A 13,561-nucleotide genomic window follows, 5' to 3' on the forward strand; every position below is an offset into this window, starting at 1 on the left:
CCTGCTCCACGAGCGCCTTCAGCGACCGGTACTTCGGCAGGAACTTCCGGATGTTGACCGCCCAACCCCGCGCACGACATCCGCGATCGCCACGTGGAGCCGCGAGCCGTCGGGGAGAGAGGCGTCGACGAACGGCTGACTGATGTCGACGCGTCGGCCCGTCGACTGGAGCATCCGCTCGACGAGGTCGCGCACCGCGGTGTCGTCGAGGCGCACAGCGGTCCGCTCGCCCTTCCCGTCTCGCGCAACGTGCACGTGCCCCGCGCCGTTGAGCCAGATCTCCTCGATGTCGGGATCGTCGAGGAGCGGTTGCAGGGCGCCGAACCCGCTGAGAGAAGCCAGCACATCGCGGACGCACGCCTCTTCGTCGTCGATGAGTCCATCGCCTCGGGTGACGGCGAGGTCGTCGTGCCGGCGGACCTCCGCGCGCGCGATCCGCGTCGCGGCGGCCGGATCCACACCGGGGTCGATGCCCTCGGCCCGCAATCGCACCCGCACACGTTCGGCGACCAGCGCAGAGGGATGATGACTCACCCCGGCATCCTCGCAAGTTCCCGATGCGGAGACCCGAAGTTATCCACAGGCATCCGGACCGTGGACGACTGCGGGCCGATCCCCAGGCATGCGGTTTCGCCGGCAACTAGAATGAAGCCACCGCGCGGGAGTGGTGGAATTGGCAGACACGCAGGATTTAGGTTCCTGTGCCCCAGGGCGTGTGGGTTCAAGTCCCACCTTCCGCACGAGAGACGACGGTGCCGATCGACGGCCGCCGAACGCGTCGCTCAGCCGCACCGCCGACCATTCACGACCGACGGGACTCTCCCAGTGCTCGAAACCATGTTGCACGCGCCGACCGCCCTCATCCCCTGGCTCGACCCCGCCACGATCATCGGGTCCGCCGGGCCATGGGCGCTGCTCGTGGTGTGCTTCATCATCTTCGCCGAGACCGGTCTGCTCGTCGGATTCCTGCTTCCCGGTGACACTCTCCTCGTGATCGCGGGGCTTCTCTCGCACCCCATCGCCGGATCAGAACACGGTGTCTTCGGCATCAACGTCTGGTTCGTCGCGCTCCTGATCGGTCTCGCGGCCTTCGTCGGCGGCGAAGTGGGATACGTGATCGGCCACAAGGGCGGTCCCGCCGTGTTCGAGCGCAAGGAATCGGGTCTCTTCAGCAAGAAGAACGTCGAGCGCACGAACGCGTTCTTCGAGCGCTTCGGCGGCATCACGGTGATCCTCGCGCGCTTCGTGCCGATCGTGCGCACCTTCGCCCCCGTCGCGGCAGGAGTCGGCCACATGCCGTGGCGTCGATACACGCTCTACAACCTGATCGGTGCGGTTCTCTGGGGCTTCGGGCTCACGATGTTCGGGTACGTGATCGGGTTCATCCCCCCGGTCGCGAAGTTCGTCGAAGACTACATCGACCTCATCCTCCTCGCCGCGGTGGGCGGCACCGCCCTGGTCACGCTGTGGCACTACCTGTCGGAGCGACACAAAGCCAAGAAGGCTGCGGCCGCGGGCGAGGACGTGGTGACGGATGCGGAGGAGGCACAGGAACTCGTCCTCGACGCCGACGTGTTCGACCGCGCTCCGGACCTGGACGGCGACGGCAAGCACTGACTGCCCGCGAGAGGGGGGCAGGCGGCCGACGTCGCTCAGCCGGCGTTCTTCGCGCGTTCCTCCTTGGTACGGGCGACGCTGGCGCGCAGTGCCTCCATGAGGTCGATGACCTCACCACCCTCCGCTGCCTTCTCCGCCTCGCCGAAGGTCTCGGCGACGTCGAACGTGTCGCCCGCCTCGATCTTCGCGTCGATGAGGGTGCGAAGCTCCTTCTGGTATTCGTCGACGAACTCCTCCGGGTCGAAGTCGGCGGAGTAGCTGTCGACCAGCGATGCCGACAGCTCGAGCTCCTTCTTCGAGATCCGCACATCCTCGTCGAGCGCGGGGAACTCCGCCTCGCGCACCTCGTCGGCCCACAGCAGCGTCTGCAACACGAGGACCTTCCCCCGCACGCGGAGCGCGGCGAGCCGTGTCTTCTGTCGCAGGGTGAAGCGCACGATGGCGGTGCGGTCCGTCTGCTCCAGGGTCTTGCGCAGCAGTACGTACGCCTTCGGGGACTTCGAATCGGGCTCGAGGTAATACGGCTTGTCGAGCGTGAGCAGGTCGACCTGATCCGACGGCACGAACTCGACGACGTCGATCTCCCGGCTCTTCTCGGCGGGGAGCGCCGCGAGGTCGTCCTTCGTGAGCACGACGGTCTGCCCGTCTTCGACGTAGGCGCGATCGATGTCGGCGTACGCCACGGTCTCGCCGCAGACCTCGCAGGTGCGCTGGTAACGGATGCGTCCGCCGTCCTTCTCATGCACCTGATGCAGTGGGACGTCGTGGTCCTCGGTCGCCGAATACACCTTCACCGGCACGTTCACGAGCCCGAACGTCAGCGCGCCCTTCCAGATCGTCCTCATGACACCAGTGAACACCAGGCGGAGCCGTCGCGACCAGACCCTTGACTACGCTGGCTGCATGGTCGGACAAGGGCAGATCGTGCAGGTCGACGGCCGCCGACTGCGCGTGACCAACCTCGACAAGGTCGTCTACCCCGCCACCGGCACGACCAAGGGCGAGATCATCGCGTACTACACGCAGATCGCACCGCTCATCCTCCCGCTCCTCGACGGCCGACCCGTGACCCGGAAGCGCTGGGTCGAGGGCGTCGGCACCACGGATGCTCCGGCCGATGCCTTCTTCACGAAACAGCTCGAACCCGGGGCACCCGACTGGATCCTCCGCCAGGCGATCCAGCACTCCGACGGTCCGAAGGAGTACCCGCTGGTCGAGGATGTGCCGACCCTCGTCTGGCTCGCGCAGGTGGCGGCGATCGAGCTGCACGTTCCACAGTGGCGTTTCGCGCCCGACGGCCTGCCGGGGCGACCGGACAGGCTCGTGCTCGACCTCGACCCCGGCCCGGGGGTCGGTCTCGATCAGTGCGCCGAGGTCGCCCGCATCGCCCGAGGGATCCTGACCGACATGGGGCTCGATCCGTTCCCTGTGACGAGCGGGAGCAAGGGCATCCATCTCTACGCCGCACTTCCCGGCGAGCAGACGAGCGACGAGATCTCCGCCGTGGTGAAGGAGCTCGCCCGCCTCATCGAGAACGATCATCCCGATCTCGCGACCAGTGTCATGTCGAAAGCCGTCCGCGGCGGCAAGGTCTTCCTCGACTGGAGCCAGAACAACGGCAAGAAGACGACCATCTCGCCGTACTCGTTGCGTGGCCGGGCGCAGCCCTGGGTCGCGGCTCCCCGCACCTGGGACGAACTCGACGAACCGGAGCTCGCGCAGCTCGACCTCGACGAGGTGCTCGCCCGCGCCGCTGCCGGAGTCGATCCCCTCGCGGCGCTCCGACCTCTCGTCGCCGCCCCGGCGTCGGCTCCTCCGCGGCATCGCGCTTCCCGCCATCCGCGCAGCGCACCGGCACCGGCGACAGCGCGGACCGCAACAGCCACCGTCGCCGCGCTCCCCCGATGCTCGCCGAGAACGGTACGCCCGGTGTGGCGCGCACCCTGAGCACGCCCTCGTGGGTCGAGGTGAAGTGGGACGGCATCCGGGCGATGGGCACGTGGGCGGACGGCAGGATGCTGCTCCACGCGCGTCGCGGCACCGACATCACGGCTCGCTACCCGGAGCTCACCGCTGACGGCACTCCGTTCCTCCCGGTGTCGGACGCCATCGTCGACGGAGAGATCGTGGCCTTCGACGGTCATGGCCGACCGAGTTTCTCGCTGCTGCAGAACCGGATGCACCTGACCCGGCCCCGCGAGATCGAACGCGAGGTGGTGCGCACGCCGATCGTGTACATGGTGTTCGACCTCCTGCGCCTCGACGGACATGACCTCACCGGGATGCCGCTGCGCGAACGGCGCACCCTGCTCGAAGAGGTGATCTCCGAGCTCGAGGCACCCGTTCGACTCCCTCCCGTGTTCGACGATGTCGACGCGGCGCTCGCGGCCAGCGGGGAGTTCGGACTCGAAGGTGTCGTGGTCAAGGATCCGCAGTCGAGGTATCGCCCCGGTCAGCGGAGCCCCTCCTGGCTCAAGCTCAAGCACACGCGGATGCAGGAAGCGGTCATCGTCGGGATCCGTCCGGGAAAGGGAGACCGGGAGAGCACGCTCGGCTCGCTGCTGCTCGCTGTGCCGGAGCGGGCATCCTCCTCCGCGGGGGCGTCTCCCCGACTTCGCTACGTGGGACGCGTCGGCACGGGATTCACCGACCGCATCCTTCACGACCTCCTCGCGCGACTGGAACCGCTGCGGATCCCGGATGCGCCCCTCGACGGCGTCCCCGCCCTCGACGCCTCCGATGCGCTCTGGGTGCGTCCGGAACTGGTCGGCGAGGTCGAATTCGCGAACTGGACACCCGACGGAGTGCTGCGCCATGCGCGATGGCGCGGGCTGCGCCCAGACAAGGAACCGGGCGACATCGTCGTCGAGTCCTGACCGGCGGTCGACGCACCGGCTCCGCTCAGGCGTGGTGCGGTTCGCAGTCGGACTGCTCGGCTGGTTCGATCTGGAAGGTGGAGTGCTCGACGTCGAAGTGATCCGCGAGACACGCCTGCATATCGGCGAGCAACTGCGTGGAGCGGCCGTCCGCGAACAGCTGCGGGTCGACGCTCACATGCGCCGTGAACACGGGTGCGCCTCGCGTCAGCTGCCACACGTGCACGTCGTGCACGCCGACGACACCGCCGTAGCCGAGCAGGTGGGTTCGGATCTCGCTGACCGCGGTCCCCTTCGGCGCGGACTCCGCGAGCACCGAGAAGACTTCGCGGAGCAGCGCGACGGCCCGCGGGATGATCATCGCCGCGATGAACAGGGACGCGATGGCGTCGGCCGGCATCCATCCGGTCACGAGGATGACGATGGCGGCCACGATGACCGCCGCGGATCCGATCAGGTCGCCCATCACCTCGAGATACGCCCCGCGCACGTTGATGCTGGTGCGCTGGGCGCGGCTCAGCAGCCACATCGACACGGCGTTCGCCAGCAGACCCACCACGGCCACGATCAGCATCAGTCCGCCCGCGACCTCGACGTCGCCCGGATTCACCAGCCGTCCGATACCCTCGACCGCGACCCAGGTGGCGAGCGCGATCAGGATCACGGCGTTGATGAGGGCGCCGAACACCTCGGCGCGCTGATAGCCGAAGGTGCGTCGGTCGTCTGCCGGACGCGCGGCCACGGTGGCGGCGATCAAGGCGATCACGAGAGCGGAGGCATCCGTGAACATGTGCGCGGCGTCTGCCAGCAGCGCGAGCGAGCCCGTCAGGAGGGCACCGATGACCTGCACCACCATCACGGTCGCGGTGAGCGACAGCGAGATCGCCAGCAGGCGTCGGCTGCTGGCCGAACGGATGCCGCCGGCGGCGGGTGCGTGATCGTGCATGCCACCAGGCTAGACCGCGCGACCGGGTCGACAGGCCGATCCGGCCTAGTCGGGAAGGGTAACGATTCTCAGCGTCACCGGGGGTTCACGCGCGAGCGCGCCGGTAGGTGAGGACGACGCAGCCGTTGTCGAAGGGGCGCGCTTCCTCCAGCTCGAAAAGCACCGGGGCGAAGGCGAAGCGCGCCATCGGAATCCCCTCACCGACGATGACCGGGTACTTCTTGACGATGAGTCGGTCGATCTCGTCGATCAGCGCACCGGCCAGCTGTGCGCCACCCGCGAGGTAGATGCCCAGACCGGCTTCCGCTTTCAGCTCCCGCACCCTCTCGACGGGATCGGTGCGGACGATCTCCACGTTCCCGTCGCGCGAATCGGGGAGGCTGCTGCTGAACACGACCGTGCGCAGGTGCGCATACGGGTCGGTCACCCCCACCTGCAACGCCGGTTCGTACGTGCGACGTCCCATCACCACGGTGTCGAAGCGGGTGACCGGAGCATCCGCCCCACCCCGGCCTGCCCGGGCGAACGTCGGCTGCACGTCGGCGAGCTCGGTGCCGAGCGTCTCCGCGAAGGCAGGGGTCACGGGGTAGAAGTCGACCTCGTCCGCGGGGCCGGCGATGAAGCCGTCGAGAGAGACGCCGATGTAGTAAGTCAGTTCACGCATGCCGTCACACTAACCACTACGGGTGCAGTACGTCAACGGTAGTGGTTACAACAGCCGCGGATCAGAGCGCGGCGAGCAGGGGCACAAGTTCCGAGAACGCGCGAGCCCGATGGGACTGAGACTGCTTCTCCTCCGCGGTGAAATCGCCCACGGTGCGCTCGTTCCCCGTCGGCTGCCCATCCGGGATGAAGATCGGATCGTAGCCGAAGCCTCCCCCGCCCGAAGCGGCGTGCGCCAACCGTCCTGGCCATCGCCCCTCCACGACACGCTCCCGCCCGTCGGGGAGGACCAGCGCGATGGTCGAGGTGAAGTGCGCCGTGCGATGGGGATCGGCGATGTCGCGCAGCTGATCGAGCAGCAGTTCGAGATTCGCGGACGCGTCCTTCTTCTGACCCGCCCAGTACGCGGAGAACACGCCGGGAGACCCGCCGAGCACATCGACGCAGATCCCGGAGTCATCGGCCAACGCCGCGAGCCCCGTGTGCGCAGACGCCGCCCTGGCCTTGATGAGGGCGTTCTCGGCGAATGTCACGCCATCCTCCACCGGCTCCGGGCCGTCGTACCCGATGACCTCGAGGTCAGGACGCGTTCGCGCCACGATCTGCTGGAACTCCGCGACCTTGTGCGGGTTGTGCGTCGCGAGCACCACCTGCATCGTCACTCCCCCGCCAGCGCGGCGAGCTGCTTGCCCTTCAGGTCTTCGCAGCCGGCGAGGCCCAGCTCGAGCAGCGCATCCAGCTCGAGCTTGTCGAAGGGCGCACCCTCCGCCGTGCCCTGCACCTCGACGAACAGTCCGCGACCGGTGACGACCACGTTCATGTCGGTCTCCGCGCGCACGTCCTCCGTGTATGCCAGGTCGAGCATGGGCTCGCCGTCGATGATCCCCACCGAGACGGCGGCGACGGAATCGAGGAGCGGCGTCGAGTTCCTGCCGATGAACTTCTTGTCACGACCCCACTCGATGGCGTCGGCCAGGGCCACATAGGCCCCCGTGATGGCGGCAGTCCTGGTCCCGCCGTCCGCCTGCAGCACGTCGCAGTCGATGACGATCGTGTTCTCGCCCAACGCCTTCGTGTCGACGACGGCGCGCAGTGCCCGGCCGATGAGGCGGGAGATCTCATGCGTCCGACCGCCGATGCGTCCCTTGACGCTCTCACGGTCGTTCCGGCTGTTGGTCGCCCGAGGGAGCATCGCGTACTCGGCGGTGACCCAGCCCTTGCCCTTGCCCGTCAACCAGCGGGGCACCCCGTTCGTGAACGATGCGGTGCACAGCACCTTCGTGCCCCCGAAGCTGATCAGAGCCGATCCCTCGGCCTGTGCGCTCCAGCCGCGCTCGATGGTGATCTCGCGGAGCTGATCGGTGGAACGGCCGTCGACGCGGACGATTTCGGTCATGTGCTTCTCTCGGGTCGGGGTGAGCGAATCGGTCGGGACGATTCGAGGCGGGTCTTACTCGAAGGCGGTGCGGGGAACGGAGATCACACCGGTCTGCACGAGCTGCACATCGCGCACCTCGCGCCCCATCAGACGATTGGCCAATGCGGTGAAATCGTCGGTCGAGGCGCCGGTCGCCTCGTAGACATAGGTGGCAGTGGCATTCGGCGAGGCGAGCAGGTCACCCCGCACCAGTTGGCGATACACATCGCCTGCCGTCTCGTCGTCGCTGGAGACCAGCGTGACCCCTTCGCCCATGACGTAGCTGATGGCGCCCCGCAGGAACGGATAGTGCGTACAGCCGAGCACGAGCGTGTCGACCCCCGCATCGCGCAGCGGAGCGAGATACCCCTCGGCGACCGCAAGGACTTCGGGCGTACCCGTGATCCCCGCCTCGACGAACTCGACGAACCGGGGGCAGGCGGCGGTGAAGACCTGGAGACGTTCGTTCACCTCGAGCATGTCCTGGTAGGCCCTCGACCCGATGGTGCCGACCGTGCCGATCACGCCGACGCGTCCGTTGCGCGTCGTGGAGACGGCGCGGCGCACGGCGGGACCGATGACCTCGACGACGGGGATGTCGTACCGCTCTCTCGCGTCCCGGAGCATCGCTGCCGAGGCGGTGTTGCACGCGATCACGAGCATCTTCACACCCTGATCCACGAGGGTGTCGAGCACCTCGAGGGCATACCGGCGGACATCGGCGATGGGCTTGGGTCCGTACGGCGAGTGGGCGGTGTCGCCGATGTAGACGAAAGACTCACGGGGCAGCTGGGCGCGGATGGCCCGCGCCACCGTGAGCCCGCCGACACCGGAGTCGAAGATCCCGATCGGCGCGTCGTTCATGACTCCCCAGCCTACCCGCGTGCGGCCCCACCGCGCGTATCAAGACGCTCACTAAGCTGAGCGCATGACCACGTCGACGGCGCTGCTCACCGACCGCTACGAGCTGACGATGCTCGCTGCCTCCCTCCGCGACGGCACGGCGTTCCGGCCGAGCGTCTTCGAGCTGTTCTCCCGGCGATTGTCCGGGGGGCGCCGATTCGGCGTCGTGGCGGGGACCGGACGTCTGCTCGGACTCCTGCGGGAGTTCCGGTTCGGAGAGGACGAGCTGCGGTTCCTGCGCGACGAGGAGGTCGTCGATGCGGCGTCGCTCAAGTACCTCGAGGACTACCGGTTCACAGGGTCGATCCGCGGCTACCGCGAGGGAGAGCTGTACTTCCCCGGCTCGCCCATCCTCACGGTCGAGGGGTCTTTCGCCGACGCGGTGGTGCTCGAGACCCTCGCCCTGAGCGTGCTCAATCACGACTCCGCCGTGGCGACTGCGGCGTCACGGATGAGCATCGCGGCGGGTGAGCGCCCTCTGGCCGAGATGGGTTCACGGCGTGCTGCCGAGCGCTCGGCCGTCGCTGCGGCGCGCGCGGCCTACATCGCCGGGTTCGGGGCGACGAGCAACCTGGAAGCCGGGCGGAGTTGGGGTATCCCGACGATGGGGACGGCGGCGCACTCCTGGACTCTCCTGCACGACACCGAGGAGGAGGCCTTCCGTGCCCAGGTGGAGAGCATGGGTGTCGGCACCACGCTGCTCGTGGACACCTACGACATCCGCACCGGAGTCGAGACGGCCATCCGCGTCGCCGGCACGGGGCTCGGCGGGGTACGGATCGACTCCGGGGACCTGCCGATCGTCGCCGCCGATGTGCGCGCACAACTCGACGAACTCGGAGCGACGTCGACGCGGATCACGGTGACCAGCGACCTGGACGAATACGCGATCGCGGCCCTCGCCGCGTCACCCGTCGACGCGTACGGTGTCGGCACGTCGGTGGTGACCGGATCGGGCTATCCGACCGCGAGCATGGTCTACAAGCTGGTGGCACGGCAGGACTCCACCGGGTCGTGGATCGGCGTCGCGAAGGTCTCGGCGGACAAGGGATCGCACGGTGGGCGCAAGGCCGCTTTCCGCACGCTCGTCGATGGTGTCGCGACCGCCGAGACCGTCGCGGTCTCCGACGGGTTCGAAGAGATCGACACGGCGAGCGAGCATCCGGACGGGCGTGCGCTGCAGGTGACGTTCGTGGAAGCCGGCGAGATCGAGACCGCCTACGAGGGGATCGAGGGGACTGCGGCCGCACGGTCGCATCACCTGCGGGTACGCGAAGAGCTTCCCGTGCGCGCCCTCGCCCTCAGCAAGTCCGACCCGGCGATCCCCACCGTCTACGTCGACGCCGACTGACGTCAGCCGATCATCGACTCGTAGATCTCCTTGCACGTGGGGCAGATCGGGAACTTCTCCGGGTCGCGACCCGGCGTCCACTTCTTGCCGCACAGTGCGCGCACCGGCTTGCCGGTGATCGCCGACTCGAGGATCTTGTCCTTCTTCACATAGTGCGAGAAGCGCTCATGGTCGCCCGGCTCGAGGTTCTCCTCACGGAGGAGCTCTTCCAGTTCGCGATCAAGCGTTGCCACGCCGCCCTGATCGGGGCTGTCCAGCGGAGTACTCATCCCGTGAGTCTAGCGTCGTCGTGTGCCTCGCGGGCGGCCCTCACGCGGTCTCGACGAACTCCATGAGCCGCTCGCCGCTGCGCTCGAAGATGCGACCGCCGATGACCGCTCCCGCTGCGAGCACGCCCAGTCCGACGAGGAGTCCGACCCAGAACGTCGCGGGCGCGTATGCGGAGCCTTCGATGATCGACGCGGCGAACAGCCAGATGGTCGGCACGCTGAGCACGATCGCGCCGAGGAACGCCGCCGCCGGACCGTAGGCGCCGCGGGAGGTCGGCCGCTGCGGCTGCTGGAACGGACTGTCTCCGGGCCGTGACACCGCATACGGGGCCACGACCGAGACGATGCTCGAGAGTCCGAGCGCGCAGAAGAGCAGGCTCGCCGCGAGACCGCCGAGCGGCAGGAGCAGACTCCAGTCGCCTACGAGGAGGAGCGAGAGAGGCACGGCGATCGCGAGGACCGGAACGGCCACCAGCAGGACGGGGACCAGACGCCCCAGACGGTCAGGCAGCCCCCGGACGCCACTGGCCACGTGGGTCCACAGCGCGGTCGAGTCGTAGGCGACGTCGTTGTGCGGAAGCCAGCCGAAGAACAGCGCCATGACCGGGACCGGCACGAGAGCGGCCACTTCGAGCGGCACGCCCGCGACGATGAGCGGCAACACCGTGAGCACCCCGGCGACCGGGACCACGATGATGTTCATGATGTATCGGCGATCGCGAAGCCAGTACACGAGGCTCCGGGATGCGATCGCCCCGAACGCGTTCGACGGCAGAAGACCGAACCAGCCGAGTCCGGTGCGCTCTCGCGAGGCGACCGGACGTTCGGTGGTCGTGAGGAGGCGGCTGACCAGCCAGGACCACACCAGCCAGAGGACACCGATGGTGAGGATCGCGACGATACCGCTCGCCCATGCCGATCCGGTCTCCCCCGCAGCCGCCGAGAAGAGGAACCCCGGCGCAGCGGCGAACGGCGTGAACCCCAGCACCGTGGACAGTGTCGCCAGCGACTCCGGCACATGGCCGTCCCAGCGCAACGACCCCAGGAACACCGCCACGGGGAAAGCGATCACGAGCAGCGCGAGCGCGAAGAGCGCGGTGAGCTCACGGGAGCGCCGCTCCGGAAGCAGCAGGGCGTTGATCGCCATGCCGATCCGCGCGATGAGCACCGTCGTCACCACCCCGACGACGGTGAACAGCACCGCGAGGGGCCACGGGGTGCCGGCGGACACGGCGACGACGCAGACGCTCACGTAGACCGCGAGGAGGGCGAGGCTCGGCACGCTCACGAAGGCCGCCAGCACAAGCACCCACGGCATCTGCCGCTCGTCCACGCCGAACACCGCGAAGCGCCGCGGATCGAGCTGGTCGACGGCGCCGACGAGGATCGGGCCGACGAGGAACCCGAGAAGAAGTGCGCCGCCACCGAGGACGGTGACCGCCCGTGCGACGGGAACTGAGGCGTCGGCGAGGCTGAACACCGCGAGACAGACCACGACGGTGACGATGACGACGGCAGCGAACGCGAGAAGAGTGCGAACCCGACGATCGCCGCGCAACGACCCGAGCAGCAGCGCGAATCTCAGTCGGAGAACGTGTGCAGCCACTCGAGCCCCTCCACCTCTCCGCTGGAGCCGGCGAGTTCGACGAACCGTGCCTCGAGCGTCTGACCCGCGCGCACCTCGTCGATCGTGCCCTCTGCGAGCACTTCGCCGCCGACGATGATCGCGACCCGAGAGCAGACACGTTCGACCAAGTCCATGCCGTGGCTGGACAGGATCACGGTTCCTCCGTGCGAGACATAGGCACGCAGGATGTCGAGGATGACCGCGGAAGAGACCGGATCGACCGATTCAAACGGCTCATCCAGCACGAGGACGCGCGGCGAGTGGATCATCGCTCCGGCGAGCATGATCTTCTTCGTCATTCCGGCCGAGTAGTCGGAGACCACCCGGCTCAACGCGTCTCCGAGGTCGAACGCGCGCGCCAGATCCGTCGCGCGCTTCTCGATGACGTCCGAGGACAGCCCCCGCAGAAGTCCGTAGTAATAGAGCAGCTGACGACCGGTGAGACGATCGAAGGTGCGGAGCCGATCAGGGAGCACGCCCATCAGGCGCTTCGCCGCCTGCGGTTGCGCCGACTGGTCGATGCCGCAGATCACGACGCTTCCTTCGTCTGCGCGCAGGAGGCCGGCGACGATGGAGAGCGTGGTCGTCTTGCCCGCGCCGTTCGGACCGACGATGCCGTAGAAAGACCCGGCGGGAACCGTCAGATCGATGCCGTCGACGGCCCGATTGTCGCCGAACTGCTTCACGAGTCCGCGGATGCTGATCGCCTCGGTGTCCGGACCGCTTTCGACGGCGCCGGCCGCCGTGTCGTCGGACGCCGTGTCATCGACGACGGCGTCCGGTTCGGCGATCACGACGGCGTCCGGCTCCACCTCCGGCGCGGGATCGGGCTCGGCGACGAGGGTCGGTTCGCTGTCATCGTCGGATCTCGCCACGGGCGTCTCCCCCTCATCCGCCATCAAAGCAGAGGATGCACCCTCGACCGCCGGGTCCGAATCGACCACCGGGTTTGAATCGACCACCAGGTCCGACTCGACCACCAGGTCCGACTCGACCACCAGGTCCGACTCGACCACCAGGTCCGACTCGACCGCAGGGTTCGACTCGACCGCAGGGTTCGACTCGACCGCCGAGCTCGACTCGGCGGTGGGAGCCTGCTCCGCCGCAGGCGTCGCTTCAGGCTCGGCCTCGGCCGCCGTGGCCGCGGCCGCCTTCGCCGCCCTGGTGGCTGCCGCCTTTGCTGCCGCTGACCTCGCCGCCGTGGTCTTCGCCGTCGCAGAACGGGCAGTGGACTTCGCCGCCGCCGATTTCGCGGCAGCGGACTTCGCGGCAGCGGACTTCGCGGCAGCAGTCTTGGCCGCACCGGCCTTGGCCGCACCCGGCGTCGCCGCACCGGTCTTGGCCGCACCGGTCTTGGCCGCACCGGTCTTGGCCGCAGCGGTCTTGGCCGCAGCCGCCGTCGCGGGCTTCTTCGTCGCTCGCGCAGCCGTGTTCTTCGCCGCAGCTGTACGCGCGGCTGCCGCCGTCCGCGGTGCCGCGGACGGACGGTCCAAGGCTTTCGTCAGGGGCTCCACGACGACCTCGGCGGATGGTGCCGCCTTCTCGGCGGCTGCCTTCGCGGTGGCGGTCTTCACAGCGCTGTTCTTCGCAGTGTTGGTCTTCGCCGCGCTGGACCGAGGCTGCGCGGTGGAGCGTGCTCCAGTCGTGGTCTTCTTCGTCGCCGCAGGTGCCTTACGCGCGGCTGAGGCGCTCTTCGCCGTGGGGGTCTTCTTCGCCGTCGGAGTCGTCTTCGCCGCCGCGGGCGGAGTGCCGACCGTCTGCTTCGCGGCCGGAGCGCGCTTCACCGTTGCCTTTCGCGGCGCGGTCTCGGTATCGTCCACCTGGGCGGTGCGGTCGTCAGGGGAAGAAGTCACCGTCCTACGGTATCAATGGGCGGCCGCAAGCCAAGCCGC

General features: G+C 68.4%; 14 protein-coding genes and 1 tRNA gene. 5 read left to right on the forward strand and 10 right to left on the reverse strand.

The genetic code is table 11. The features are described 5' to 3' along the window. Nucleotides 1–18: 18 nt before the first annotated feature. Nucleotides 19–534: an ATPase, T2SS/T4P/T4SS family gene (locus tag K1X59_RS13225; RefSeq protein ID WP_220173471.1), complete on the reverse strand. Its 516-nt coding sequence runs from the start codon at nt 532–534 to the stop codon at nt 19–21. Between the two features lie 124 nt (nt 535–658). On the opposite strand from K1X59_RS13225, the gene K1X59_RS13230 reads away from it, so the two are divergent. Next, nucleotides 659–740: transfer RNA gene (locus K1X59_RS13230), tRNA-Leu, on the forward strand. Nucleotides 741–837: 97 nt separating this feature from the next. Then, a complete protein-coding gene (locus tag K1X59_RS13235; protein ID WP_183152837.1) occupies nt 838–1,617 on the forward strand; it encodes a DedA family protein in 780 nt (259 codons plus the stop codon). Nucleotides 1,618–1,652: 35 nt separating this feature from the next. Here the strand turns inward: K1X59_RS13235 and K1X59_RS13240 are convergent, their stop codons facing one another. Beyond that, complete coding sequence (locus K1X59_RS13240; RefSeq protein ID WP_183150436.1) at nt 1,653–2,462, reverse strand: Ku protein; 810 nt, start codon at nt 2,460–2,462, stop codon at nt 1,653–1,655. A gap of 58 nt (nt 2,463–2,520) precedes the next feature. Here K1X59_RS13240 and ligD (K1X59_RS21555) point away from each other — a divergent pair, with 58 nt between their 5' ends. Together ligD (K1X59_RS21555) and ligD (K1X59_RS21560) are read left to right on the forward strand one after the other, a co-directional pair. Continuing rightward, complete coding sequence (gene ligD / locus K1X59_RS21555; protein WP_244632009.1) at nt 2,521–3,564, forward strand: non-homologous end-joining DNA ligase; 1,044 nt, start codon at nt 2,521–2,523, stop codon at nt 3,562–3,564. After that, nucleotides 3,522–4,493, forward strand: coding sequence for a non-homologous end-joining DNA ligase (gene ligD, locus K1X59_RS21560; RefSeq protein WP_258566843.1), 972 nt, complete (start codon nt 3,522–3,524; stop codon nt 4,491–4,493). The genes ligD (K1X59_RS21555) and ligD (K1X59_RS21560) overlap by 43 nt, the downstream gene beginning before the upstream one ends. Nucleotides 4,494–4,518: 25 nt before the next feature. On the opposite strand, the gene K1X59_RS13250 is transcribed toward ligD (K1X59_RS21560), so the two are convergent. From K1X59_RS13250 to murI, 5 genes are all read right to left on the reverse strand, one after another. Beyond that, nucleotides 4,519–5,439 (reverse strand): cation diffusion facilitator family transporter, encoded by a 921-nt coding sequence (locus tag K1X59_RS13250; protein WP_183150437.1) that lies wholly within the window; start codon nt 5,437–5,439, stop codon nt 4,519–4,521. Between the two features lie 85 nt (nt 5,440–5,524). After that, the gene (locus K1X59_RS13255; protein WP_183150438.1) at nt 5,525–6,103 is read right to left on the reverse strand and encodes a dihydrofolate reductase family protein; all 579 of its coding nucleotides are present in this window, start codon (nt 6,101–6,103) and stop codon (nt 5,525–5,527) included. Between the two features lie 61 nt (nt 6,104–6,164). After that, nucleotides 6,165–6,758 carry an RdgB/HAM1 family non-canonical purine NTP pyrophosphatase gene (gene rdgB, locus K1X59_RS13260; protein ID WP_183150439.1) on the reverse strand — a complete coding sequence of 198 codons (594 nt, stop codon included), beginning with the start codon at nt 6,756–6,758 and terminating at the stop codon, nt 6,165–6,167. Nucleotides 6,759–6,760: 2 nt separating this feature from the next. Further along, the gene (gene rph / locus K1X59_RS13265; RefSeq protein WP_220173472.1) at nt 6,761–7,498 is read right to left on the reverse strand and encodes a ribonuclease PH; all 738 of its coding nucleotides are present in this window, start codon (nt 7,496–7,498) and stop codon (nt 6,761–6,763) included. Nucleotides 7,499–7,552: 54 nt separating this feature from the next. Further along, nucleotides 7,553–8,383, reverse strand: coding sequence for a glutamate racemase (gene murI, locus K1X59_RS13270; protein ID WP_183150440.1), 831 nt, complete (start codon nt 8,381–8,383; stop codon nt 7,553–7,555). A 64-nt stretch (nt 8,384–8,447) separates the two neighbouring features. On the opposite strand from murI, the gene K1X59_RS13275 reads away from it, so the two are divergent. Then, nucleotides 8,448–9,773: a nicotinate phosphoribosyltransferase gene (locus tag K1X59_RS13275; RefSeq protein ID WP_183150441.1), complete on the forward strand. Its 1,326-nt coding sequence runs from the start codon at nt 8,448–8,450 to the stop codon at nt 9,771–9,773. 2 nt (nt 9,774–9,775) lie between these two features. On the opposite strand, the gene K1X59_RS13280 is transcribed toward K1X59_RS13275, so the two are convergent. From K1X59_RS13280 to K1X59_RS21565, 3 genes are read right to left on the reverse strand one after another with little or no spacing between them, the layout of a single operon-like run. Continuing rightward, the gene (locus K1X59_RS13280; RefSeq protein WP_026049764.1) at nt 9,776–10,042 is read right to left on the reverse strand and encodes a DUF3039 domain-containing protein; all 267 of its coding nucleotides are present in this window, start codon (nt 10,040–10,042) and stop codon (nt 9,776–9,778) included. Between the two features lie 40 nt (nt 10,043–10,082). Further along, on the reverse strand, nt 10,083–11,648 hold the full coding sequence (locus K1X59_RS13285; protein WP_220173473.1) for a hypothetical protein: 1,566 nt from the start codon (nt 11,646–11,648) through the stop codon (nt 10,083–10,085). Next, on the reverse strand, nt 11,624–13,522 hold the full coding sequence (locus K1X59_RS21565; RefSeq protein WP_244632015.1) for an ABC transporter ATP-binding protein: 1,899 nt from the start codon (nt 13,520–13,522) through the stop codon (nt 11,624–11,626). The genes K1X59_RS13285 and K1X59_RS21565 overlap by 25 nt, the downstream gene beginning before the upstream one ends. Between the last annotated feature and the right edge of the window lie 39 nt (nt 13,523–13,561).

The organism is Microbacterium sp. Se5.02b (genome assembly GCF_019464375.1).
Classification (GTDB): Bacteria; Actinomycetota; Actinomycetes; order Actinomycetales; family Microbacteriaceae; genus Microbacterium.